Below are 26,587 nucleotides of genomic sequence, written 5' to 3'. Positions count from 1 at the left end.
AGAATAGGTGAGTGAATATGACTATTTATTTGGGTCACGGGTCGTCCATGCGACCCGATAATTTCTTAGTTACCGCGGAATTGATTCCGCCCCGCAATTGGAATCCTCGTCCACTCGTTGAACAGGCGGTGCGCTATAGAGGATATGTAGATGCCGTCGATCTCAGCGATAACTTGCTCGCCATTGCGCGTTTATCCCCCGTAGTCGGAGCTTTCTTCGTCCGTCAAGTCGGTGTTGAGCCGATCGTACAAATTAACCTGAGGGATCGCAACCGAATGGGGATTCAAAGTGATTTGTTGGGTCTTGCAGCGCTAGGTGTTAAAAACATTACAATTCTTGGCGGTTACCCAGCTAAAGTGGGGACTGAACCCAACGCTAAAGAAGTGTACGATCTGGAAACGATGGAGTTAGTACGATACGTCCGTAAGATGGTCGACGAAGGTAAGCTGTTTGACGGTACCCAAATGGAGGAAGCGCCAAAGTTTACAATTGGCACGGTTGAAAATATCGCTGGCAAGCCGATCAAAGAGCTAATCGACCGCCTTGAATCGAAGGTGGACAATGGCACTAACTTTGTTAGGACCCAGTTGGTGTTCGATATGGATTTGATCGAAGAGTGGATGGCTGAAGCTCGCCGACGCGGACTTCACGAAAGAGCCTCGATAATGGCAAGTGTACTGCCGCTGAGAAATGCTGATCATGTGAACACCGCGTTAAAAATACCGGGCATAGTCATACCCGAATCGTTCCATGCTAGACTTGCTGCCTCCGATTCTAAGGATGAAGGAATTGCCATTGCAGCAGAATTGATCACTCAGCTTCGCCGTATTGAAGGCATTAAAGGCGTCCATATCCGTCCGATCGGCGGCGCAGAGGACAGTGTTAATAATCTTGTAAAAGCCGCTGGGCTTATGCCGATTACACCGCTATCTATCGGAGCTTTAGGAGCTTAAAGAGAAGTGAAGAAGCCAAGGAGGGCTGCAAGATGAGAATTGCTCTCTATACCTATAATACAAAGCCGAGAGGCGGCGTTGTGCATACACTTGCTTTGGCTGAAGCGCTCAAGGAACAAGGTTGTTCCGTGACGGTATTCGCTCTTGGCGCGAATGGGGAGAGGCAGTTTTTTCGGCCTGTACGAATGGAAACAAAGGTGTTTCCGTTCGCCGTTCAGCAGCATGAAGCGTTTGAAAGCAGAATTCTTCGGTACATTGACACGTATGCAGAAGGGTTGTCACAAGAATCTTTAGAAGTCTTCGACATTCATCACGTACAGGATTGCATAAGTGCAAATGCGCTGCATCGTCTGATGACGCAGGGGCGAATCCCGTTCTTTGTTCGAACCGTTCATCATCTTGACGATTTCACGACACCAGCGCTGGTTGATTGTCAGAATCGGTCCGTTATGCTGCCGGAGGCGCTTATCACGGTTAGTGAAGCTTGGCAGCAAAGGTTGCAAATAGATTACGGTCGTCCATCATCGGTTATCCACAACGGCGTGGAGAGCCGCTTTTTTCAAAGTAAGCAGGATCAACAGGCATTGAAAGTTAAATACGGACTTCAAAATAGAACCGTCTATCTCACGATTGGCGGAATTGAGCCTAGAAAAAATACAATCGGTACCCTATTGGCTTTTGAACGAGTAAAAGAAACGATTCCCGATGCTCATCTATTGATTGTCGGTGGAACGACACTTTTTGATTATAAATATTACCTGGAACATTTTCATGACCTGCTTCGAATCATGCCACCTTCCATACAGGAAGATGTTCAGATCATCGGATCTCCAGACAATGACACAGTTCAGGAACTTTATCGATTGGCAGATTGCTATGTACAACCCTCGAAGAAAGAGGGGTGGGGCCTCGCTCTGCTTGAAGCAATGGCTAGCAGGACTCCTATCGTGGCTTCAACGATCGATGTATTTCAAGAATTTATGCGAGATGGCTATAACGCGCTGCTTGCGGATTCTGAAGACATCCCAGCTATTGCTGAGAAGATGACAGAGGCAGTATCGGAGAAGGATCGTAACCGACTAATGACCATAAACGGTTATGAGACGGCTTCTCAGTATACGTGGGCGAGGGCTGCTGAAAAACATATCGAATTTTACGAGAAAAGGTTGGTGTCCCATGGGCGAATTACAGAATCTCGTTGAGCGTATTGTTATATCTAAGGGCTTTAGCCGCAAAAAAAACATTCAAGCTCCCCTCAAGATGTTTGCTTGGGATCCCGAAAAGATGCTGGATCCAATCGGTGATGATGCGGCTATATTAGTTACGAACGATGGATATTTGCTTGTATCCTGTGATGGCATTATTCCGAAGCTTGTCCAAGATGAGCCTCGCTGGGCTGGCTATTGTGCGGTGCTTGTCAGTGTAAGCGATATTTATGCGATGGGCGGTCGTCCACTGGCAGTTGTCAATTTGCTCAGTGCGCCTGATGACGAGAAAGCCGCGCTAATCGCAGAAGGGATGGCAGAAGGGTGCAGCAAGCTCGGTGTTCCCATGGTCGGTGGCCACTATTTGCCTGAGGAATCAGAAGGGGTTGCGACTGCGATAGTTGGCAAAGCAAGCCATTTACTAAGAGCCACACAGGGAAAAGCAGGACAATCCTTACTCATCGCAATTGATCTGAATGGGAAACCTGTCAAGCATTATCTCCAGTGGGATTGTACCAGTAATAAAGAACCTCAGGAACTGCAGAGAAAGCTAGAGATAATGCCGACCCTAGCAGAGAGAGGGTTAGCTACGGCAGCGAGAGATATAAGCAATGCAGGAATCTTAGGTACAATCGCGATGCTGGCTGAAAATACGGGTTGTGGCGCAGTCGTTCAACTTGATCGCATCCCTAAACCTGATGAGGTTGATCTGGAGCGTTGGTTGAACATGTTTCCCGGTTATGGTTTTATTGTTTCAGCAGATCCGAGTAAGACTGGCGAGATCACAAAGCTTTTCGCGAAGGAAGGGATTGCTGCTGTTGTTATCGGAGAGCTGACTACTGATAAACGTGTCATCGTACAGCAGGAGAAAGAAGAAGCCGTTCTGATTGATTGGACCAGTGAAACGATGGTGGTGGGGCTCCATGGATAGAATTCAAAAAGAATTGTCTAATTATAAAGCCGCGGCTGTGCAATTTAACCCGGTACTCGGAGATCTTGAGAACAATCGCCGCCGTATGACCGATATGCTAATAGAAGCCGCTGAACAAGGCGCAAAGCTGATTGTATTTCCAGAAATGGCAAGCAGCGGTTATGTGTGGGAGGACAGGAAAGAAATTTCACCCTATGTGGAGACTATACCAGGTCCAACTACGGATGCTGTACTCGCGGTAGCCAGTAAGCATCAATGCTATGTGGTGATTGGCTTACCCGAAGTCGATCCAGGGACCGGAGCCTATTACAATTCAGCGGTATTAGTCGGACCAGAGGGTATCGTAGGTTCCTACCGCAAGACGCATCTTTTTGCTGCAGATCCTAGGTGGGCTCGTGAGGGCAACGACGGTGTTCAGGTGTTTGAAACGAAAATTGGGCGAATCGCCCTCTTGATCTGCATGGACGCCATGTACTTTGAGCCTTCGCGAATAGCCGCTCTTCAGAGGGCGGATATCATCGCTTTCCCGACAAACTGGGTCGGGGCTTCGAATAATCCTCCTAGTAAGACGTGGTGCCTGCGCGCCAAGGAGAACGGTCTGTTCTGGATTGCTTCCAACCGATCAGACACAGAACGGGGAGCGCAGTTTACCGGGGGCAGCGCGATTATTGATCAGAACGGCGATGTCCAGCATTCCCTTTTATCCGGTGAAGGGATCGTATATGGAGAAATCAGCCTAGATCGCCAAGTAAGACGGAGCCTGCTGGATACCCGAAAGACTGAAGCTTATCAGGAGTTGTTGCTCCAACCCTATTTGTGGAAAGAAGGGGAGACCTGGGTGATTAACGAGCCCCTTCCTTATGAGATTGTTGTTTGTCCGCTGAGCCAAACCAAATTGAACGACAAGCTATTATTGGAGCTTCGCTCCATCCTCGATCAAACCAAATCTCATTTGTTCACAAAAAATAGATTGTATGTGCTGCCTGAATTGGAACTGCCGAATGATTCGGCGTCCTCTACAGATGAATTAGCGGTTGTTGTCATTCAACTCCAGCAACTTGCAGCTGTTTACGATGGGTACATCGCATTCTCTCAAGGGAACTCTTTGAAAATAGAGTCATTCCTCATCGGGGCAGAGGGGATTGTTGGTTCCTACGAACAGGTTCAGGGGGATGCTTCGGGTTCGAAAAAGAGTATCAATATGAAGGGCTTTCGCACTTTCGAGCTGCCATTCGGCAGAGTGGGGCTTTTGACAGAGAAGGATGCGGAGCTTCCGGAATCATACAGGGTTCTAGCTAAGCAAGGGGCGGATATTATCGCGATCAGTGGAGCATTCCATACCTCTGAGACCTTATGGATGAAAAGGATATGGGCATTCGAGAACGATGCCGTACTTGCATGCGCAACGCTATCGGGGAGCCTGTTGTTTTTGCATCGACAAGTGAATTTGGAGAGTGGGCTTGAAGCTTCTCCGCTTCTTCAAAAATTTGATCCGGAAATGACGGCTGCAGCTCGGAGCAGAACTTTTATGAGACGCTCGAAGACGCATCTGTATGACTTGCTGGTTTAACCATACCTTGAGGGGATGAGCGGAATGAAACTATTGGGAATTTCAGGAACGATCATTGGCGAAAAAACGGCTTCTGCCGTGAAACAAGTCGTTGAACATGCGAAATCGTTAGACGAACGATTAGAGACTGATCTATTAGATTTAAGAGATTATAAGGTAGAGTTTTGTGATGGGCGACAAGTTGCTGAATATAACGAAGATACACAGAAGGTAATCAAGGCTATTCTATCTGCGGATTGTTTTATCATCGGCACTCCTATTTTTCAAGCTTCTCTCGCTGCTCCATTAAAAAATCTATTCGACCTCTTGCCTCCTACGGCTTTTCGCAACAAAGTTATAGGCTTCGTGGGCACCGGCGGAACCTATCAGCATTTTCTTGTTATCGAAAATCAATTGAAGCCAATTGCAGGTTACTTCCGTGCCTATACGGCACCGGATTATGTATACGCAAATCGGGAACATTTTGATTCAAATAACCGAATTGTAGATTCATCCGTTGTGGAGCGTATAGAGGCGCTTGCCGCACAGGTGCTTCATATGTCCAAATCCTTGATATCTTAGCAAACATCAAATGAGGTGAGCGGAAATGTACAGCGCAACGATCAATGGAGTAGGATCTTCATTACCTGAGAAACGGTTGACCAATGCTGACTTGGAAAAGATGGTCGCGGTATCGGACGATTGGGTAACCAGTCGAACAGGCATTAAAGAAAGAAGAATAGCGGATCAATCAGAAGCGACCTCCGATTTTGCCTATCAAGCAGCTGTTTGCGCCTTGGTAGATGCGGGTCTCGCTCCTTCGGATATTGACATGATCCTTGTCGCCACAGAAACACCGGACCATATTCTCCCTCCAGTAGCATGTCAAATTCAGCATCGATTAGGTTGTCGCAGCATTGGGGTGATGGATATACACTCGACCTGTGTTGGATTTCTGTCTTCGCTTCAAATCGCAGAGCAGTACATCAAGCTGGGCACATGTAAGAACATTTTAGTCATTGGCGCAGATACATTGTCTAAACTGACCGACTATACGGATCCTTTTACCAGCATATTGTTCGGTGACGGCGCAGGGGCAGTCATTGTTTCTAGAAGCGAAGAGACCAATGGAGCAGGAATACTCTCTACCTTATTGCTTGCGGATGGAGGAGCTTTTGAAGCTTTGTTTGTTCCCGGGGGTGGGAGCCGACATCCTGCCTCAGCTGAACATAAGGCGAAAATGGTGATGGACGGTTCCAAAGTGTTTAAGCTTGCCGTTAAGTCGATGACTAGCGGTGCAGAAGAAATTTTACAGCTTCATGGTCTGAGACCTGAAGACGTTGATTGGGTCGTCCCTCATCAAGCGAATGAACGGATTATCGATGCGGTTGCCCGTAATCTGGGCATGCCAGCATACAAGATCATTAAAACGATTCAATTCTATGGGAATAGCTGTTCTGCTACTATTCCAATAACGTTACATCAAGCCAAAATGGATGGACGGATAAAGCGCGGAGACCTGGTACTTATGGTTTCGTTTGGTGCTGGATTTGTTTGGGGTTCATCGTTAATCCGATTCTAGCTATTGAGAGAGAGCGTGAGAGAATCATGATTCACCTAATACTCTGCGGAGGGCATGGCAGAAGATTATGGCCCTTATCGAATGATGAAAGTCCTAAATCGTTTCTCAAGTTCAGCAGTCAACCTTCCATGTTTCAACAAACCATCCTAAGAAATCGACTGCTCTGTGATAAAACGGTTGTCGTTGCAAATGAAAGGCACTCTTCTCTTGCCATTGGTCAGGCGGAAGAAATTCAATGCGGTCATATAGAGTTCTTATGGGAATCCAGTGCTCGCGATACTGCGGCAGCCATCGCATTGGCTTGCTTCGGACTCCAGCCCGACGAAATCGTCCTAGTGACTCCCTCCGATCATTGGATTGATCAGCAGGAAGAGTATGATAAAGCGGTGGAGCGAGCAACTGAAATTGCTAAACAGAATTATTTAGCAGCAATCAGTATAAGACCAACGAGGCCTTATGAAGGATATGGTTACATTCTAGCGGAAGGTGAGGACGTTATTTCCTTTTGTGAAAAACCAAGAGTTGATCAAGCTGTCGAATTTCTGAAAAAGAGTAATTGGTTTTGGAATAGTGGAATTTATTGTTTCAAAGCCGGGGTTCTTTTAGAAGAGCTTCGAAATCATTCTCCATCCATTTGGGAAAGCAGTAATAGAGTTTACGAGAAACAGATTGTACGATCTTCCAATCAATTCAGTTATCCGGATATGGATTGTATCCCTGAAGAGAGTATCGACAGAGCAGTTTTTCAGAAAAGTACTCGTCTTAAAATGGTACTGCTGCAAACGGGATGGTCAGATATAGGCACTTTAGAAGACCTTGCCGAGTATTTCCGGCAATCTGCGGTAATGTCTTCTGAAAAACCCGGAATATTTCAATTTCAATCAAGCAACAATGTGTTTCTTTCGGACAGCGTGCCTGTTGCTTTAATTGATGTCGAAGATTTGATTATTGTTGCATCAAAGAATGGTATTCTAATATCCAAACGAGGATCTTCACACAAAGTGAAACATGTATTTAATCAGTTTAATTTGTCACAGCGCTAATAAGTACTTGTAAACCTTTTTAGGTATATAAGTGCTTTTTTATTATGATTGTTAAATGGAGGAGCTTGCTTATCGAGAGCACTGCAAAACGAATACAGAATCTGTAAAAATAGACCCAGTGGCGCATAGGCACTGGGTTTGTTGTATACTGGAAGAAAAGGAAAAGTGGAGCTGAAATTTCATGTTATCCTCTGGCAAACAATTAACCGCATCATTTCATGCGGAACTATATAAACTTATTCCTAAAGATCACTTGCTTTGCAAAATTAATGAGGCAGTCAATCTCGGCTTTATTCACGAATTAGTTAAAGACTCATATTGTGTATACTATGGCAGACCAGCTAATGAGCCGGAGCTGCTTTTTCGGTTGGTATTTCTTCAGATCCTTTACAATCTCTCTGACGAGCGGATTATTCAGGAAACGCAGGTTAACCTCGCATACAAGTGGTTTGTGGGGCTAAACCCAGAAGACACACTTCCAGATTCATCACAATTATCTCGTTTTCGTAATCACCGCTTAGGTGCAAGTCAAGTGGATGATGTATTAAAGCGAGTGGTTCAGCAGTGTATCGATCAAGGTCTTATCAAAACCAAAACTATCATTATGGATGCAACTCATACGCTAGCCGCGAGCCAAAAACAACGCCCACTAGATGTACTTCGAGATGCTGCCAAACGACTGTTTCGAACGGTAATCAAACGACATCCGAAGCTGCAGAAGAAACTACCTGCGGTACCTGTTGTGAAAAGTGATCAAGAAAATGCTGAGCAGGTTATGTTACATTACTTAGCTGAATTGGGAGAAAAGGTTGAAGCAATGGTTCCTGACCATGAAGGTGCCTTATCCGAGAAACTACGAATCGCGAAGCAAATTGTCGAGGATGAGCGCTTACTTTCTAAGAAAGGGATTATTTCGGCTATAGATCCAGATGCAAGGTTTGGATGGAAGAGCCATACAAAATCATTCTTTGGTTACAAAGAGCACTTGGCCATGACGGAAGAAGAGATAATTACTGCCGTAGTCGTAACAACTGGAAGTGCAGATGACGGTAAACAATTCCCAAAACTGTTAGCACAATCGAAAGAAAATGGTATGGAGATTACAGAAGTAATTGCAGATACAGCCTACTCCGGAAAAGATAATCTGGCCGAAATGAAGGAAAAACAAATTCAACCTGTTGTCCCTCTTAACCCCATTGTCCATAGTGGAGGGTTAAAACAAGAAGGCTTCGAATACAACAAAGACGCTAATTTTGTTATCTGTCCTGCGGGTGAACATAGCATTCGAAAAGCTGTACAAGGCAGTAAACAGAGCGGAGAAAGCCGTTCATTAGTCTTTTATTTCAATGTCGAAAAGTGTAAAGCATGTCCACTACGCGAAGGTTGCTACAAACCAGAATCCAAAAGCAAAACATATTCAATCCGAATAGTAGCGGAACACTTCAAGGAGCAGATTGAGTTCGAACTTAGTGACACGTTTAAGAAGCGGATAAAACGAAGGCCAATCATTGAACACAAGAATGCTGAAATGAAAAGATTCCACGGTATGAATGCAGCCAAATACCGGGGCCTATTTCGCATGCGAATACAGGCTTATCTCACTGCATTCGTTGTAAATGTGAAGCGGATGGTGAAGTTGAAAACGCAAAAGCAGCCCGCCCTCTGATGAGGAACGAACTGCTTTTTTTCTTTATCTCATGCTTTTTCCATTTGGCAGATCCACTTCGTTCAAAAGTAAGGCTTTTGCAGTGCTCTCCTTATCGGGGCTCCTTTTTTAATAAAATTATGGGCGGATTTTTAGAGGGAATTTACGTTGCTTTGTGTTGACATCCTCAAAAAATTCGACAACACAGGTGAAGATCTCGAGGATTTAATCTCGATTGGGACGATCGGATTGATCAAAGCGATCGAGCAATTTGGAGATCTTGGATGATCGCGAGAAGGAAGTCGTCGTCGGACGGTTTGGGTTGGAGCTTGGCGGGGAAGAGCGGACGCAGCGGGAGATTGCGAAGGAGCTCGGGATTTCGCGTTCCTACGTATCACGGATTGAGAAGAGGGCGCTCATGAAACTGTATCATGAGTTTTATAAGGCGAAACGGTAAGGTCGGTCAGTCGGAGGAGTCGCATACTTCATTTATTTGTTCACAGATAATGGAGGCGAAGAATATGACCATAATCCAGTTGGAGCATGTGAGCAAGAATTATGTAATGGGCGGCGAAACGATTCGAGCGTTGGATGATGTTTCGTTAGAGATCGATCACGGTGAGTTCGTGGCGATTATGGGACCATCGGGGTCGGGGAAGTCGACGCTGATGAACATTTTAGGCTGCTTGGATGTTACGGATCACGGCGCGTATATGTTGGATGGGAAGGCGATCAATCGAATGAAGGATGCTCAACTGGCTGAGATTCGTAATCGGAAGATCGGGTTCGTCTTTCAGAGCTTTAATTTGCTGCCACGGCTTAATGCATATGAGAATGTGGAGCTGTCGATTATTTATCGGGGCATGAGTAAAAAAGAGCGGGAGCCGCTAGTTATGCAGGCTATGGAAGCCGTAGATTTAGTGGACCGCAGGCGGCATCTGCCTTCGGAGCTTTCCGGTGGGCAGCAGCAGCGGGTTGCGATTGCCCGGACATTGGCTGGAGATCCGGCGATTATTCTGGCAGTTGAGCCGACGGGGGCGCTGGACTCTCAGACAGGTGCAGAGATATTGGATATTTTCAAAAGATTGAATGAGCAGAGAAGGACGATTGTCTTGATTACGCATGATCAGGCCATTGCTCAGGAGGCGAAGCGGGTTGTGTATTTTCGGGATGGTCGGTTGAGTGAGGTTGGATAAGTTGAATAAGGACCGGGACTCCGTTAGGAGTGCCGGTTTATTTTTGTTTATTTTTGTTTTATTAAACTATGCGATTACTGTATTCGAACTTAAAGGAACTCCAAAAAAATATGCACATTGACTTAAAGAATAACGCATTCATAAGTAATCAATCAATACCCGGGCAAAGACTTAGGTGTTTGAAAAGAAAAATATATGTTGTAAACAAACAATTTGCGTTATAAAATAACATTAAAACGAGTGAGGTGAATCATGACAATGTCACTAAAACCTAGACTTAACCGGATGTTCAGCAAGCAGGGCAAATGCTTTGATGTTGCTATTGATCATGGCTTTTTTAATGAAGTAAGTTTCTTATCCGGCATTGAAAACATGAAGCAAGCGATTGAAACGATTGTGGAAGCAGGTCCGAACTGCATTCAACTCAGCATCGGTCAAGCCAGACATCTCCAATCGATTCCTGGCGGTCAGAAACCGGGGCTTGTTCTTCGTACTGACGCAGCTAACATCTATGGAAATGTTCTTCCTCGTTTTGTATTCAGTGAACTCATTCATCAGGCAATCGAGCAAGCAGTTCGTATGGATGCGGTATCCGTTTGTGTCAATTTACTCCTATTGCCTAATCAGCCAGAGCTTCATTATCAATGTATACAGAACATTTCCCGCCTCAAAACGGAATGTGAGAAGTATGCAATGCCCTTAATGGTTGAGCCCCTCGTCATGTTGGCTAACGAAGCTAAAGGTGGTTATATGGTAGACGGGGATATCAATAAGATTCTCCCTCTGGTTAGGCAGGCGGTTGAGTTGGGGGCAGATGTCATAAAAGCAGATCCATGTGATCACGTAGAGGAATATGCCCGAGTCATTGAGATTGCTTCCGGTATTCCTGTGCTTGTACGCGGGGGAGGCCGAGCAAGTGATGAAGAAATCATGACGCGTACGGTTGAATTGATGAGGCAAGGCGCTTCCGGAATCGTATATGGTCGAAATGTCATTCAACATCCGAATCCTGCAGGTATGACCAAGGCGTTAATGTCCATTGTTCATCATGGAGCTACAGCAGAGCAAGCACTTGCACAATTATCCATTTAAGACAAATCATACAAAAGGAGTATGCATGTATGACTAAAACTATTATCCGTTTTGGTGTTATTGGCTGCGGGCTTATGGGCAAGGAATTTGCCAGCGCGGTTGCCCGTTGGTGTCATTTGACACAGGTCGATTTTGCTCCAAGCATTATAGCTGTATGTGATGCAAACGCTTCCACTACTCAATGGTTTCAAGAGCATGTCCCCAGCGTGGAAACTGCATATACGGACTATAAAGAATTGCTTGCTAATCCGAATGTGGATGCGATTTACTGCGCCGTTCCGCACAATCTACATGCTCAAATTTATATAGATATTATCAAGGCTGGCAAGCATCTGTTAGGGGAAAAGCCATTCGGTATTGATCAAGAGGCGAATAAGCTTATTCAGATAGCCATTCAAGAAAATCCCCATGTGATGGTTAGATGCTCCTCCGAGTTTCCATTTTTCCCAGGGGCGCAACAAATTGTGGCGTGGGTGCAAGAAAATAAATTCGGGAAAATTATTGAGGTTGAAGCAGGCTTTTGGCATTCCAGCGATTTGGACCCAACCAAAACGATTAATTGGAAAAGGCAAATCGCAACGAATGGCGAATATGGGTGTATGGGAGATTTAGGCATGCATGTCTTGCATCTGCCAATGCGGTTTGGTTGGAAGCCGCAATCTGTGCGAGCGCTCTTATCCAAAATTGTGCCAACCCGGCCTGACGGCAACGGAAATATGGTGCCATGTGAGACTTGGGATAATGCCATTCTTGCCTGTGATGTTCAGACGGAGAGCCAGCAGTTCCCAATGGTACTCTCTATGAAACGTATTGCTCCAGGCCATGCCAATACTTGGTTTATCCGTATAACGGGAACGGAATTTTCTGCCGAATTCACGACGAAAAATCCGAAGCAGGTGGCCTCCTTACCCTACAAGCCAGGCGGGGTTCAAGCTTGGCATGTGGCGGATACGCCTTATAAATCAGCCTATGCTACGATTACTGGCGGTATTTTCGAATTCGGCTTCTCCGATTCTATTCTCCAAATGTGGGCAGCATTCTGCGATGAGCTGGTTCACAATAAAGTTGAACGGCAGCCCTTTCACTGTGCTACGCCTGAAGAAGCGGGTAATAGCCATATCCTCTTTACCGCGGCATTGGCATCGAATCGAACGGGCCAAACGATACCCATTGACTGGAGGAACTAAACTTGCCCAGGCAGAGTCAAGCGGAAGTGATTGTAGCCGGACATATTTGTTTGGATATTATCCCAACGATTCGTGGCGGGCAAATAGGGCTGGATGAGCTATTCGTACCCGGAAAGCTTGTTGATGTTGGAAAGGCGGTTATTTCAACTGGAGGAGCTGTTTCCAATACAGGAATAGCGCTTCATCGGCTCGGAAGAAATGTTCGTCTAATGGGGAAAGTGGGTAATGATTTATTTGGCGAAGCTATACTATCTATTCTTGGCGAGCACAATCCAACCTTAGTAGACGGCATGATCGTTGCTCCAGGTGAAAACAGCTCTTATTCGATTGTCATTAGTCCGCCGCGGACCGATCGAATTTTTCTGCATTCGACTGGAGCCAACGATACGTATTCAGCCGCTGATCTGCGCGACGAGCAGCTTCAAGCAGCTCGTTTATTCCATTTTGGATATCCGCCATTAATGCGAGGTATGTATAGGAATAATGGTGAAGAGCTGGCGTTATTGCTTAAGAAGGTCAAGACTGCAGGCTTGACCGTATCCCTTGATTTGGCGAAGCCGGACCCTGCATCAGATGCAGGCAGCGCGGATTGGCGTGCTATTTTAACATATGCCCTACCCTATGTTGATGTGTTTCTGCCTAGCTTTGAAGAGATTGTTTATATGCTTCATCGGGATCAGTATGAAGCGTGGATGAGAGAATCAGACTCGGGAAATTTGATTTCATTTGCTACAGGAGACTTTCTTTCTCAGATAGCGGAAGAGCTGCTAGAAATGGGAGCCGCAATCGTCGGATTGAAACTGGGTGAGCACGGTCTGTATGTGCGTACGACCTCGGAGGAAGCACGTCTTTCAGCAATGGGAGGATGTTCACCTACGGAAGATTTACGTGAGAATTGGCTGGATAACGAAATCATTTCATCGTGCTATCAAGTTGATGTTGTTGGCACAACAGGAGCTGGTGATTGTACGATTGCAGGTTTTTTATATAGTCTTTTGATGGGAATGAATCTTGAGCATGCGCTGCAAACCGCTGTAGGTGTCGGTGCTTTCAATGTGGAGCATACCGATGCCGTAAGCGGTATTCGAACGGGTTCAGAGGTTTGGGAGCGTATGAATAAAGGTTGGGCTAAGCGTGAGATGAAGTTAGATTTACCTAACTGGGTTTTGAATGAGCATCAGGTATGGATCGGGCCGCATCATAAAAAATTCAAGAGGAGCCGATAAGCCATGAAAAGAAGCCAAGTTCGTCAAGCGCAGGAGCGCACAGCGCACATACTAAAGATGAGCGGGATTGTATTGTCAGAAGGGGAAATTCAGCGCATTGAGGTAGCGGCATTCGGGCTCGATCAAATAGAGGTACAAGGCCTCGAATTGATTACCTATGTAAATACAGACCGTTATTGCGCGAAGGAATTAGTCCTGTTCCCGAGGCAAACTTGCCCAGAGCATAAGCATCCTCCAGTAGGTCATGATCCCGGCAAAATGGAAACGTTTCGCTGCCGTTCAGGAAGCGTTTGGCTATATGTGGAGGGAGAAGCTGCTGCTGGCCTTAAAGCGGTAATTCCTGCCGGAAGCGAGGCTTACTATACAGTGTTTCACGAAATTGAATTATTGCCAGGTGATCAGTATACCATTGAGCCGGGCATTAAACATTGGTTTCAAGCAGGGGATGAAGGCGCAGTTGTTTCTGAATTTTCCAGCACGAGTCGAGATGAGTTTGATGTATTCACCGACCCGCGCATTGAGCGAATGCCGCTTATTGAAGATGAACAGTAGGATCGACAACTAACACGGAGGCACTCAAAATGCAAAACCCTATCAATCAACGACAGCAGCAAATTCTAGATCGCATGGCTATCGACGGTGAAGTCAAAATGGCTGAATTAAAAGAAATATTCGAGGTCACAGAGATGACCCTACGCCGAGATATGGAGAAGCTGGAGCAATGGGGACACATTAGGCGAACGTTCGGTGGAGCGATATTAGTCGGTAATGATATTACCTTACACGAACGGTCCGGGGTCTTCATTGAAGAAAAAATGAGGATTGGTAAACTAGCCGCGCAGCTGATTCAGCCTGGGGAGTCTATCTTTCTTGATGGCGGATCAACAACGCTCCAGGTGGCTAGGTTTATACAGGCCAACCTGAATATCACGGTTGTTACCAATGCACTCAATATTGCTGCTGAGCTGCAAGGAAAGCAGATTTCGACGATTGTTATTGGCGGTATGCTGATGGGCCAAACCTCAACCTTAGTAGGTCCCGTTGCTGCGGAAGCATTGGTGAAAATGGCATTTAACAGGGCGTTTATCGGTACCACAGGCTTGACCTTGAAGCATGGCTTCAGCAACTCCAATATGCACGAAGCTGAGGTCAAACGACTTGCTATCCAGCAGGCATCCGAAGTAAACATTGTGATGGATCATTCAAAGTTTGGCAGGCAGGACTTATTCTCATTCGCAAGCCTAAAGGCAGCGGACCGCGTTATTACGGACCAATGTCCTGAACAAGAGTTAGACGAAGCCTTTAAGGAACAATCTGTGGAAATTTTGGCAAGTATCTGAATCATTTGATCCCCTACTGAAAAGCCGTTAACTTTGCAACAGCGAGAGTTTAACGGCTTCATTGTGTTAGAGGGATTTTTTCTGTGAACGTATGGTAAAAGCCAGATGGACGGAATATAAAATGAAGTGAGATAGAATATTATCAAGAATGTAAGGCGGGGTGTCATGGTGGATCAAACTAGGTTTCCTGTCAAAGCAATGTTTACCAAGTTTTTTTTCGCGTATCTTCTTTTGTTAACGCTTGCAATTGCGATTATTTCGATTTGGTTATTTCACATTTTTTCAAACAGCGCCATTCGTCAAATCAATGAGCTGTCCTATCGGACACTGATGCAAGGCCAAAATTCTACAGAGTATCTCGTAAACCAAGCCATGCAAGTTTCCGCACAATTATCATTCGAATATCCGATCATACAACAAATGAATACCGCTGAGAGTGACCCTATTGTAGAAAACAATTCTTTAAAAAAGCTGAATGACATCATCTTCATCAATGAAAGTATTTATTCGATTGGCATCTACAATGGGAATAATGCCTCATTTTTAACGAGCGACTACCCGAATATAGATAACGAAGCTATCGAGTTATTGCGAAATTCCGATCCCAAAACAAAAATCCGGCTGATACCACGAAAATTAAAGCTGATTTCGGGCAAAAATCCAGAAGAAAATGTGTATTCTATTTTTTATTACAATCGGGATAAATCAACCAATGCCGTTCTCAATGCGCTCATTGTAAATGTGAAGGAGGAAGCGGTTCGAAATGGCATTAATCCAGACGAAAGGGTAGATCAAGGTAACATTCTAATTGTAGATTCAAGCGGCAAAGTGATTTCGGATCCGACGGGTGGCGAATTTTTGAAGGACTACTCCACTCTAGGCTCTATCAAAAAGATTCTGACCGAGTCGGGTACTAACAGTTTCGTTGACACTAGCTTAAGTGGTGAAAAAGTGTTAGTAACACATAGTTTTTCTAATAAATTGGGGTGGCATTTTCTTCATGTTGTACCGTATCAAGCAGCTGTTGTCAGTATCAGTAAACTTAGAAACACTGTGATCTGGATCAGCTTCATTTTATTTGCTTTTAGCGGGATAGCCTCATTGTTCGTGAGCGGGAAGCTTTCATCGCCATTACGTGGACTTGTTGAGACTTTGGAGTTAATGAAAGAGAGATCAAAGAACAATCTGAAGGTCGATTATTTAAAAGAGATCCTCTACGGAGTGAGGGAGCCGCGGGCTTCCAGTGAACTGGAGTTTCCTTTGCGTGTTGATTTGCAAGAGGGTACGAGCATCCTGATCCTTCGAATTGATGAGCATTTTGATGTAGCGTCTTTGGAAGTAGAAGAGGTTGCAGAAGAAGTACATAAACAAATGAGGCTGAGCCTGCTGAATATGATATACGAGCACATGCACCCTAACCATGCCTATGAATCCCTTGAAATCAATAAAGATATCGTTTTATTGATCAATAATGACAACGCTTTCATGAATAATCAACTTCTATTGGATAAAGTAACAAGGCTGCAAGACCAGTTCAAGCAATCTATGGATACTACTGTCACCGCAGGATGGGGGACGTACGTAAATGATACAGCGAATTATCATGCTTCGTTTCAAGCTGCTTTGGAAGTAGCGCATTATAGAATGGTGTACGGCTTAGGCAGCATGCTAACGTATGAAACCGTCTTTGCAAATTTGAAACATGAGTTTGATTATCCGCATCAACATTTAAAAACACTTTTGGATGCAATCAAGCTAGGCAAAGAGGAGCCTATTAGGGGAGCACTGGATGATATTTTTAATGCTTTAAAAGAGTGCCATTTCGAATTAATAAAGCTATCGGTCAATCATCTTTTGCTTACTGTGTTTATTACGACTGAGCTTTCCATTCAGTATGTGAAAGATGACATTCTAACGAACTTTAATAATGCGGTTAGCAAATTAAGGCGATTGGAGACTTTAGAGCAGATGAAGCTCTGGTTCGCTTATTATATTCTTCATGAAATGCAACGAATTAAGGAGAAAAGAAAGCATCTCAATTCTGACCTCCTTGGGCGAATCCGAGATTTCATTGAAGGCTGCTACGCCAATACGGAGTTATCTGTTGAAATGGTTGCCAATCGATTTGACTATAATCCGATGTATTTCGGTCGGCTTTTTAAAGAGCTATTTAACCAATCATTCTCGGAATACATCACGGAATTAAGATTAAATAAGTCAAAGGTTTATTTGGAACAAGATCAAATCGCCATTAAAGAAGTTGGCGTTAAAGTTGGTTTTAACAACCCGTCCTATTTCGTCACATTATTTAAAAAACATACCGGAATGTCTCCGAGCGAATATAGAAATAAACTGAAAATCTGATAGCCATGAAATTAGAAATTTCAAGGCCACGTCCTTTTCTCATCAAGGAGTGGCCTTTTCGTTAGAACAAGTATGGTTTTGTAACCGTGGTATTTAATTTATTGGCGTAGAAGTATGCAAATATAAACCATGTATATTCTTTTAACTTTTACATTTGCTCAAACGCTTATAGACTAACGGTGTAAACAGCCAAGCCACAAGAGGCCGGAGAAAGGTGGAGAGCCAAATCAGAAAAAGAAAATTCATCGTATTTGATGTACTGCTGGATATTTCAAAAAACAAAGCCCTATATCTGTTTATGCTGCCTGGGTTACTATATTTTCTTTTATTTGCTTATCTGCCTATGGCCGGCATTATCGTCGCATTTAAAGATTACAAAGTAAATTTGGGCATCATGGGCAGCAAATGGGTGGGGTTTGATAATTTTAAATTCCTATTCAGCAGCGATAAAGTGCTACGAGTTACATGGAACACCGTGTTCTTGAATGCGATGTTTATCTTCTTTCAACAAGCAATCGCCTTCGTCACAGCTCTATTTCTCAATGAAGTCGGTTCGAAGGTTTTTAAAAAGGTGACGCAGTCATTTATCTTTTTGCCATATTTCATCTCATGGATCGTCGTAAGTGTATTTGCCTATAATTTGTTTGCATCTGAAGGTGGTCTGCTCAATAGCATTCTTGCGTTTCTCCATATCCCAGAGGTTGCCTGGGGACAACGGGCGGATTTGTGGCCGGGTATTCTCGTGTTATTTTCAATCTGGAAGTATGCAGGTTTTCTAACTGTGATCTACATTGCCGCGATAACGGGCGTGAACACGGAGTATTTTGAATCCGCAGCCTTAGATGGCGCTACGAAATTACAACAAATTCGGTATATTACGCTGCCCGTTATTTCACCGACAATAACCATTATGGTGCTGTTGTCAGTCGGGAGGATCTTTTACGGGGATTTCGGCATGATCTATGCGCTCGTTGGCGATAATGCGAGTCTGTACGCCACAACGGATGTCATTGATACGTTCGTCTATCGATCCTTACGAACCATTGGGGATGCAGGTATGTCATCTGCGGCGGGGTTATATCAGTCCGTGGTAGGGTTTATCTTGGTGCTAGGATTCAATGCGCTCGTCAAAAAGTACAAAAGCGAAGGCTCACTATTCTAACTACGTTTAGGAGATTGTGCATGAAAAATAACTATGTGCAAGATAAAATCGTGACGTACTCAGCTTATGTGTTTCTATCATTGCTGGCCTTGCTCTGCGTCATTCCTTTTTTCATCATGTTCTCGGGTTCCATAACGGATGAGAAATATTTGCAGTTGAATGGTTACAGCATTCTTCCTCATGTATTTTCCCTAAAGGCATACGCTTATATTTTTTCGGGACACTCCTCGATAGGTAAGGCGTATTGGGTGACTATTTTTGTAACTGTAATTGGCACCGCTTTCAGTATGGTCATAACGGGATTACTTGCGTATTCACTTTCCAGAAAAGAATTGAAATTTCGTAATAGCTTATCGTTCATTGTCTTCTTTACGATTCTTTTCAATGGGGGCTTGGTACCATGGTATATCGTTACAACGAAATATTTGCATCTTGGCGATACGATTTGGGGACTCATTTTGCCCTATACGGTGAACGCATGGAACATGTTTCTGCTGAGGAACTTTTTCTCGACGATTGACGATGCGATGTTGGAATCGGCAAGAATAGATGGAGCTAACGAAGTCAACATTTTGTTTCGGATCGTATTCCCTCTAGCCTTGCCCGGGGTCATGACGGTTGGATTGTTCTATGCGCTGCAATACTGGAATGATTGGTGGCTCCCGCTCTTGTTAATTAATGATCAGAAGCTGTATCCAGTACAGTATTTGCTTCGTATGGTCTTATCAAGTATGCAGTATATCTCTTCCGGAGGTGTTGGCAGTACGTATGCGGCTTCAACTGTACCGGCAGAATCTATTAAAATGGCCATTACAATTGTGACTATCGGGCCGATCATTTTTGTCTACCCATTCGTGCAAAAATATTTTATCAAAGGCTTAACGGTTGGCGGTGTAAAAGGATAGCTCGAAGATTCGATATACGCGGTTAACCACCGTTTATATATAAAGTTACTTCGTAACTATTAAAAAATGGGAGGTACAAACAATGTCAGGACAAAAGGCAAAAGGTTCCAAGATATGGGTATCAACGATGATCATTACAACGATTGCCACGCTTGCAGCCTGCTCTTCCAATACTGCTGAACCTACTCCTGCACCAGCCACACCTGCCGCCAGCACAGCGACTAAGGCGTCAGAGCAGCCTGCACCAACAGCAAAGCCACTTGATCAAGTTACCTTAAACATTGTATTTCCTGGGGATCCGCAGCCTGATCAAGCCTCTGTAAATGCAGCGATTGAGAAAGCTGTCAAAGATGAGCTTAATGTTAAACTCAATTATACGTACGTGCCATGGGGCGATTATGCAACGAAAGTTAAAGTGATGACTTCGACGGGAGAAAACGTAGATATTCTCTGGACGCATCCGGAGCTGCTCGCTCAACTGATCAGCTCCAATTCCGTCGCAGCGCTTGACGATGCCATTGCTAAAGTAGGTAAGGATTTAAAAGCGAATATTCCAGATTACTACTGGCCTGTCGTTCAAGTGAAAGGTAAAACCTACGGTGTGCCCGCAGCTCAGATCGGTACAGCTGCCGGCTATGCCACCTTCACGATTCGGAAAGATTTAAGAGAAAAATACGCGCTGCCGGCAATCAAATCATTGGATGATTTGTTAGCCTTCTACGCAGCAGTGAAGAAAAACAATCCGGAGATTATACCGCTGAGCCAAGGCAACACTTCCTTTGATTTAAACTTCAAAGAAGAATTTGTTCGCGGATTGCCAAGCGGTGTTGGAATCGATATGAACACGATGAAGGCCGAGAATATGCTGGATACGCCTGCATACAAAAAAGGTCTCGACTTCCATAGGGAATTGTTCAACAAAGGGTATATTTCGAAGGATGTTTTATCCATCAAGGATTTCCGGGCGGCTTTTGCCGCAGGTAAAGCAGCATCGGTGATCGGAGATCTGCCGGAGTACAATATCAATGCGAGGGCTGTATCGGCCATACCAGGTGCTCAAGTCGAATTCGTCAGAATTCAGATCACGCCTAAGGTCTTCCAAGAGGTAACAACCTGGAACTACCAAAGTATAGCGGCAGGAAGCAAGAATATCGAGAGAGCGGTTGCGTTCTTAAACTGGTTCCAAAAAAATCAGCAAAACTACGACCTCTTAACGTTAGGTGTTGAGGGCAAACATTATGTGATCAAAGACGGGGCAGTGAACTTCCCGGCTGGTGTTGACCCTGCTAAACCTCCTTACTTGCCGTTTGAATGGATCTGGCAAAATCCGAAATTTATGAAGTCCAAAGGCACGGATGTGAAAGGGTTCTTTGAAGCCTATAAAGACTATGATAAGGATGTTACGTTGAGATTCCCTGCGATGGGCTTCCTCTTCGATACGAGCCCAATTAAAACAGAGGTTGCTTCCCTTGATAGCGTTTTTGCTGAATATGGAACGGTCTTAAAAAGCGGTACTGCCGATGTTGATAAAGTGTTACCGCTATTCAAAGAAAAAATGAAACAGGCAGGCATCGATAAAGCGATTGCTGAAGTTCAGAAACAGCTGGATGCGTTCATGGCAAGTAAAAAGTAAGATATGGCGACAAAGAATCAGGCGGACAATCTGTGAAACTGATGACGACGGACTGGCCGCCTGTATTTGTGTAAAGGAGATCGGACGATATGCCCCAAAAAATAGAAAAGGTTTATGTGATTTCGCATACCCATTGGGATCGCGAATGGTATCAGGATTTTCAAGGTTATCGCACAAGGCTTGTTTATTTGCTTGACGAGCTCATTGAAAAGATGGAGCAAGATCCAGCCTATCGCCATTTTATGATGGACGGTCAGACCATTGTCTTGGACGATTATTTAGAAATACGGCCAGAGAACCGAGAGCGTTTCATGAAGCTTATCCAGGGTGGCCGAATCAGCATAGGTCCTTGGTATGTCATGCCTGATGAGTTTCTAGTCAGTGGGGAATCTTTGATTCGAAATCTTCAAATTGGACATCGCCAATCGCGGTCTTTCGGCGTCGAGCCGATGAAATCCGGGTATATCACCGATATTTTTGGTCATAACAGCCAGTTTCCGCAAATTTTGCAAGGTTTTGGAATTGATAGCGCTGTATTGTTCCGTGGATTTTACGGAGATGCAGACGCGTCGGAAATTTGGTGGGAGGGTGCTGACGGCAGCCGCATATTAGGGCTTAAACTCGATGAGGATCGCTCGTATGGGGATTTTTACTTTTTTATCCGTTGGCCGTTCGCGGATCGAGATTTTAACTATGAACCCGAGGAATTGATCACACGGGCAAATGACATGTTGGACTACAAATCCAAACGAGCTACAACATCAATAATCGCTGGGTTTGATGGGGTTGATCACATCGAGATTGAACCCCGTTTGCCATGGATACTGCAAACACTGAATGAGGCTGAGTTGGGTGCCAAGTTTGAACACTGTTCCTTAGAAGCTTACGTCAAGGATTTGCGAGAGAAAATAGGTGATTTGCAGATACTTAAAGGAGAGCAAAGATCTCCTGGATATAATGGCGTAAATAATTGGGTGCTCGCGAATGTGCTTTCTTCTCGGATTCATTTGAAGATGAACAATCAAGCTTGCGAAACGCTGTTGGAGAAATGGGCGGAGCCGTGGGGCGTTTTTACATCGCTTCAAGGGCGTGCGTATCCCAAAAACTTCTTAGCGAAAGCTTGGGCGTATTTGATTCAGAATCATCCTCACGATTCCATATGCGGCTGTTCGATCGATCAAGTTCATCGCGATATGATGTATCGCTTTGATCAGAGCAGACTTATTGCCGAAGGAATGGTTAAAGAGCAGCTCCTTTATATTTCTAATCATCACGAGTTAGCCGACCTAGATGGAGATCAAGTCATTACGGTATTCAACGGTTCACAGACCGCAATTGATGGCGTCATTGAGGTCGAGTTCGCCATGCCTGCAATGTCGGATGCAGTCACGACGATGTTTCACTTGGGGGGCACTTCATTCCGTCTATATGACCATGAAAAAAACGAGATTCCCTATCAACTGCTGGAGCTGCTTAAAAACAGCACACGCATGTGGCGGCCTTATCGGGATATTCCTTATTCGGACACCGTGGATCGGTGCCGCATAGCCTTCCATGCTCGCATTCCGTCTTTTGGATATGCCGTCTACGTAACTAAAAAAACACCTTTAATCGGCCCTGGTCCTGGTGAGTACCATGCACCTAACTTAACGGCTCCCGTACGTTTTCTTGGATCCATGGGGGTAAATTCACACGCTTGGGAGAATGGGCGAATGCGAGTGGAAGTTCGTCCGAATGGCACCATGGATGTAACGGATTTTGAGACGGGGCGGCGTTATGAAAGTTTGCTGCTGCTTGAAGACGAAGCGGATATCGGAGAAGGCTGGAACCATGTGAGCCCAGTAACGAACGAGGTCTTCACTTCCTATGGTTCGAGCGCCCAAATTTCTGTTGTCTACGACGGCCCGCTGCAGACGCGTATTCGAATCCGCAATTCGCTCAGCATTCCGCATGCCATTCATCCTCAAGAAACGAGAAGAAGCGAAGACTTTGTCGCGATTGAAGTTACGACTTTTCTGGAATTAAGGAAGAATGACCCAATTCTTCGCTGTCGAACCGTGGTAAACAATCATGCGCGCGACCACCGTCTACGGCTGTTGTTTCCATCGGGGCTGCAAACGGAACATTTTCACACGAGTACGCCGTTTGATTTTGTTAAAAGAGGCATTGAGCAACCAGACTATGCGGGGTACATGGAAAAGGCTAGAGGAACGGTGCCCCATAATGGCATCATTTCTATTGATGATGGTAGCTGTGGGTTAGCTGTGTATAGCAAGGGGTTATATGAAGCTGAAGTTCGCATGGATGGCTCGAGAACTGTAGCTCTGACATTATTTCGCAGTACAGGTAAAGAGGTTCTTTCAGATGGTGGAGATGGTGGCCAGCTTCTCACAGAGCTTGAGTTTCATTATGCAATCAGCCCTTTTGCCGTTAACGAGTCGCATACAAGCCGCCTTTGGAATGAACATCAGCAATTTGTGGCGGGAATTCGTTCTGTTGACAGAAAACTGGGGAAAGTTGTTTATGAATCGCTGCAGCGACGCGAAGCTGATTTATCGCTCTTGTATTCATTTCTTCAAGTAAGTCCGGCTGAGCTTATCGTCAGCGCCGTCAAGGCGTCCGAGGATCGAAACGATACCTACGTTATTCGTCTCTTCAACATCGCGGATAAATACGTAGAAGGCTCGATTACGTTTGATAGAAAGCTGGGAAGCGCTTATTACGTTAATTTAGATGAAGCATTGCAAAGTCAGGCGCCTTTCACTGAGAATGTCTTATCCGTTGCAGCAGTAGGGAAGCAAATTATCAGCATCCAGATTTCTTTTATATAAGACTGGAAGCCTTCATTGGCGACTGTGTATGCACAGTGAAATGCCAATGAGAAAGGAGGATCGCGTTCCCATTTATCCAATATTAATTAGGAGAGTGAAGACATGAAGGTTCGGTTTCGGTTCGGAAAGTCAGTCTCGATCATGATACTCATAGTCGCACTACTATTCGGCATTAGTTCCGCATCCTTCGCCACAAACAGCCCTTATACCGCTTCTGTTAGTACGATGTTCAATTCGAATGAAGCATTCGCGAAGCTGGAAAAAACGAACAATAACATGGGTGCTAGCTTTGACATGCATTATATCTCTACAGTTACAATCAGCGGAACCATTTGGGCTTATTACATTAAACTGACTCCAGCGGGGAAAATGGGGATCGGATTAGCCAAATCGACAAATGGCACGAGCTGGACAGATAATGGTCTCGTATTGGATGTAGGATCTTCTGGACAATGGGATGACAACATGGCGAGCTTCCCCGGCATCTGGTACGATAGTGGCACCTTCTATCTTGTTTATGAAGGGACGGGTAATGGATCAGCGGGGGATATAGGGCTCGCCACTTCCACGAATGGAACTAATTTTACTCGACAGGGGCGTATACTTACACATAATACTTCTGGATGGGAAACAGCGAATATTGGAACGCCGAGTCTTTACAAAGTAGGCTCAACCTGGTATTTGTTCTATCATGGATACGATTGGACGGACTGCCGTGTTGGCGTTGCGACAGGTACATCGCTAACTAGCTTGAGCAGGAACGGTGCTAACCCGATCATTAACACCTCAAGTAGCGGTTGGGATTCTGGCACTGTTGGTAAAAGAGACATCATCTATGAGAATGGATACTACTATATGGTGTATGAAGGCAGTACAGATGCGCCTTTCGGCTCGGCCAAATGGTCCAGCGGCTTGGCACGTTCTTCGAATTTGATCTCCTGGAGCAAATATTCGCAAAATCCGGTTTTGCCGCAAACCCAAAATTATTACGGTAATGACGGTCCAGCTTTCATCACGGTCAGCGGGGTACCGTATATTTATTACCGGGGCGTTGTTCCTGGCGGTGGCTCATCAGACAATCATACAAGACGCGCTCGCATCGCCAATGAACTAAACGGCGGGGTTACGAATTCATGGGAAGCTGAAAGTCTGCAGCATGTCATTGGCAGGTCCGATGCAGATGGATGGTCGGCGGACACGGGATTAGATTTGCCAAACTACATGCAATACGGCCCTTATACGACTGTTACGAATGTAGGGGAAAATACAGCAGTTTGGAAGCTGATGGTAGACAATAATAACGCGGATAATTTAGGCGTTGTTACCTTAGAAGTCGTCGACGCCAGTGACGGAGGGGCACTCCTTGCTTCCAGAACGATAACAAGGCAGCAGTTTAGTTCAACGTGGCATTACGAATTTTTCACCGTTCCGTTCTATCTAGATTCTTGGCGTTCCGGTCATCAACTAGAGTACCGTACGTTATGGCACCAAACCTCTTATGTGCGAGAAGACAAGGTCGGAGTTAACTGATTCTTGTAGATTTAGAACGTGACCGTTGCAAGATCGATGCAACGGTCTTATATTTGAGTTTAAGGGGAGGACTATACAATCTAAGTGCTCTTATCTTTTGAAGAGGAAGGTGATCGGTTTTGAATCCTTATCGTCCCCAACGTAATTATGGCTGCCGAATTCGAGATGCGTTCACCTATTACGGCATGCGTACGGTTGTCCTTGAAAATGAATTGGTACGCATCTCGATCTTGGTGGATAAAGGCACTGAAATTTTCGAATTTTTGTATAAGCCAAAAGATATGGATTTAATGTGGTTGACGGAGAATGGTGTGCAAAATCCGAACAGCTATTTATCAACTTCAGATGACCCGATCGCTGCTTTCATCGATTATTACCCTGGCGGATGGCAGGAAGTGTTTCCGAATGGCGGGTCTTCGAGCAGCTATAAGGGGGCTCAGTTCGGCCAGCATGGCGAAGTAGCACATATGCCTTGGCATTACGAAATTACCCAGGATACCACGGAGAGAATTTCTGTGCGATTTAGCGTTCGTACGAAGAAAGTACCGTTTTCCTTGACGAAAACGATGTCGCTTGTTAGTGGGCAGGCGACTCTGTACATAGATGAGGAAGTAGAAAATTTAAGTGATTATTCGCAGCGATACATGTGGGGGCAACATATCGCTTTGGGCAAACCCTTTTTAGATGAAAGCTGTCTCATACATATGCCAGCAGGGGTGCGCATTCGAACGGAAGAAGCGAACCAAAATCCTTCTGGTCGAGTGAAGCGCGGGAACGAATACGAATGGCCACTTGCGTATAATGAACTTGGTGAGCTTGTTGATTTATCGCAGCTGCCGCCGAAAGGGACGGCCTCCGAGATCGTTTATTTAACTGGCTTTGGCAATAATGGATGGTATTCGGTCGTAAACGGACAAAAGGGAATCGGTATGAAAGTAGAATGGGATGCTCGTACGCTTCCCTATCTATGGTACTGGCAGGAGTTTGGGGCAACCACAAGATATCCGTGGTATGGAAGGCATTATAACATTGGGCTTGAGCCATTTGTCGGGTACCCTACCTATGGCATTGAAGAGGCTATTTCCAACGGTTCAGCGGGCTCCATTGAACCCTATGAGCGTAAAAAGTTTGCCATGCAAGTAAGTGTATTTGTTTAAGTCAAAAAAGCAGTCAATTCCTAATGGGATTGACTGCTTTTCTTCTAATTATTAAG

Annotated in this window: 21 protein-coding genes and 1 pseudogene; all 22 read left to right on the top strand. The window is 45.0% G+C overall.

Features of this window, described 5'->3' with window-relative positions:
• The first annotated feature begins 17 nt into the window (after positions 1–17).
• The gene (locus ASG85_RS28235; RefSeq protein ID WP_060648451.1) at positions 18–953 is read left to right on the top strand and encodes a methylenetetrahydrofolate reductase; all 936 of its coding nucleotides are present in this window, start codon (positions 18–20) and stop codon (positions 951–953) included.
• 32 nt (positions 954–985) lie between these two features.
• Positions 986–2,155, top strand: a complete 1,170-nt coding sequence (locus tag ASG85_RS28230) for an MSMEG_0565 family glycosyltransferase (protein ID WP_060648450.1) — start codon at positions 986–988, stop codon at positions 2,153–2,155.
• Positions 2,130–3,089, top strand: a complete 960-nt coding sequence (locus ASG85_RS28225) for a sll0787 family AIR synthase-like protein (RefSeq protein ID WP_060648449.1) — start codon at positions 2,130–2,132, stop codon at positions 3,087–3,089. Before ASG85_RS28230 ends, ASG85_RS28225 begins: the two co-directional genes overlap by 26 nt.
• The gene (locus ASG85_RS28220) at positions 3,082–4,659 is read left to right on the top strand and encodes a nitrilase-related carbon-nitrogen hydrolase (protein ID WP_060648448.1); all 1,578 of its coding nucleotides are present in this window, start codon (positions 3,082–3,084) and stop codon (positions 4,657–4,659) included. The genes ASG85_RS28225 and ASG85_RS28220 overlap by 8 nt, the downstream gene beginning before the upstream one ends.
• 24 nt (positions 4,660–4,683) lie before the next feature.
• Positions 4,684–5,220, top strand: a complete 537-nt coding sequence (locus ASG85_RS28215) for an NADPH-dependent FMN reductase (protein WP_060648447.1) — start codon at positions 4,684–4,686, stop codon at positions 5,218–5,220.
• A gap of 25 nt (positions 5,221–5,245) precedes the next feature.
• Entirely contained in the window at positions 5,246–6,220 is a 975-nt protein-coding gene (locus ASG85_RS28210) for a 3-oxoacyl-ACP synthase III family protein (protein ID WP_060648446.1), read from the top strand.
• A 26-nt stretch (positions 6,221–6,246) separates the two neighbouring features.
• On the top strand, positions 6,247–7,263 hold the full coding sequence (locus tag ASG85_RS28205; RefSeq protein ID WP_156396878.1) for a mannose-1-phosphate guanylyltransferase: 1,017 nt from the start codon (positions 6,247–6,249) through the stop codon (positions 7,261–7,263).
• 181 nt (positions 7,264–7,444) lie between these two features.
• Positions 7,445–8,929, top strand: coding sequence for an IS1182 family transposase (locus tag ASG85_RS28200; RefSeq protein ID WP_063860404.1), 1,485 nt, complete (start codon positions 7,445–7,447; stop codon positions 8,927–8,929).
• A 150-nt stretch (positions 8,930–9,079) separates the two neighbouring features.
• Positions 9,080–9,365, top strand: a pseudogene (locus tag ASG85_RS37330) (sigma-70 family RNA polymerase sigma factor); the annotation flags it as partial.
• Between the two features lie 64 nt (positions 9,366–9,429).
• On the top strand, positions 9,430–10,104 hold the full coding sequence (locus ASG85_RS28195) for an ABC transporter ATP-binding protein (protein WP_082588260.1): 675 nt from the start codon (positions 9,430–9,432) through the stop codon (positions 10,102–10,104).
• 252 nt (positions 10,105–10,356) lie between these two features.
• Positions 10,357–11,196: a class I fructose-bisphosphate aldolase gene (locus tag ASG85_RS28190; protein ID WP_235549374.1), complete on the top strand. Its 840-nt coding sequence runs from the start codon at positions 10,357–10,359 to the stop codon at positions 11,194–11,196.
• Between the two features lie 29 nt (positions 11,197–11,225).
• Positions 11,226–12,383, top strand: a complete 1,158-nt coding sequence (locus ASG85_RS28185) for a Gfo/Idh/MocA family protein (protein WP_057305877.1) — start codon at positions 11,226–11,228, stop codon at positions 12,381–12,383.
• A 2-nt stretch (positions 12,384–12,385) separates the two neighbouring features.
• Positions 12,386–13,609 carry a carbohydrate kinase family protein gene (locus ASG85_RS28180; protein WP_082588259.1) on the top strand — a complete coding sequence of 408 codons (1,224 nt, stop codon included), beginning with the start codon at positions 12,386–12,388 and terminating at the stop codon, positions 13,607–13,609.
• Positions 13,610–13,612: 3 nt separating this feature from the next.
• Positions 13,613–14,161, top strand: a complete 549-nt coding sequence (locus tag ASG85_RS28175; protein WP_057305875.1) for a D-lyxose/D-mannose family sugar isomerase — start codon at positions 13,613–13,615, stop codon at positions 14,159–14,161.
• Between the two features lie 29 nt (positions 14,162–14,190).
• Positions 14,191–14,949 carry a DeoR/GlpR family DNA-binding transcription regulator gene (locus ASG85_RS28170; RefSeq protein WP_060648444.1) on the top strand — a complete coding sequence of 253 codons (759 nt, stop codon included), beginning with the start codon at positions 14,191–14,193 and terminating at the stop codon, positions 14,947–14,949.
• A 165-nt stretch (positions 14,950–15,114) separates the two neighbouring features.
• Positions 15,115–17,313: an AraC family transcriptional regulator gene (locus ASG85_RS28165; protein WP_060648443.1), complete on the top strand. Its 2,199-nt coding sequence runs from the start codon at positions 15,115–15,117 to the stop codon at positions 17,311–17,313.
• Between the two features lie 214 nt (positions 17,314–17,527).
• Positions 17,528–18,475: an ABC transporter permease gene (locus tag ASG85_RS28160; protein ID WP_235550239.1), complete on the top strand. Its 948-nt coding sequence runs from the start codon at positions 17,528–17,530 to the stop codon at positions 18,473–18,475.
• A gap of 20 nt (positions 18,476–18,495) precedes the next feature.
• Positions 18,496–19,380: a carbohydrate ABC transporter permease gene (locus tag ASG85_RS28155; protein WP_063860403.1), complete on the top strand. Its 885-nt coding sequence runs from the start codon at positions 18,496–18,498 to the stop codon at positions 19,378–19,380.
• 82 nt (positions 19,381–19,462) lie between these two features.
• On the top strand, positions 19,463–21,013 hold the full coding sequence (locus ASG85_RS28150; protein ID WP_057305872.1) for an ABC transporter substrate-binding protein: 1,551 nt from the start codon (positions 19,463–19,465) through the stop codon (positions 21,011–21,013).
• 89 nt (positions 21,014–21,102) lie between these two features.
• On the top strand, positions 21,103–23,844 hold the full coding sequence (locus ASG85_RS28145; protein WP_060648442.1) for an alpha-mannosidase: 2,742 nt from the start codon (positions 21,103–21,105) through the stop codon (positions 23,842–23,844).
• 102 nt (positions 23,845–23,946) lie between these two features.
• The gene (locus ASG85_RS28140) at positions 23,947–25,374 is read left to right on the top strand and encodes a hypothetical protein (protein ID WP_060648441.1); all 1,428 of its coding nucleotides are present in this window, start codon (positions 23,947–23,949) and stop codon (positions 25,372–25,374) included.
• Between the two features lie 119 nt (positions 25,375–25,493).
• Entirely contained in the window at positions 25,494–26,531 is a 1,038-nt protein-coding gene (locus ASG85_RS28135; protein WP_060648440.1) for a DUF4432 family protein, read from the top strand.
• Positions 26,532–26,587 lie beyond the last annotated feature (56 nt).

This window comes from Paenibacillus sp. Soil724D2 (genome assembly GCF_001427935.1).
In the GTDB taxonomy this organism is placed as follows: Bacteria; Bacillota; Bacilli; order Paenibacillales; family NBRC-103111; genus Paenibacillus_E.
Note: the sequence above shows the minus strand (reverse complement) of the source record. Positions and strands in the feature narration are given on the sequence as shown.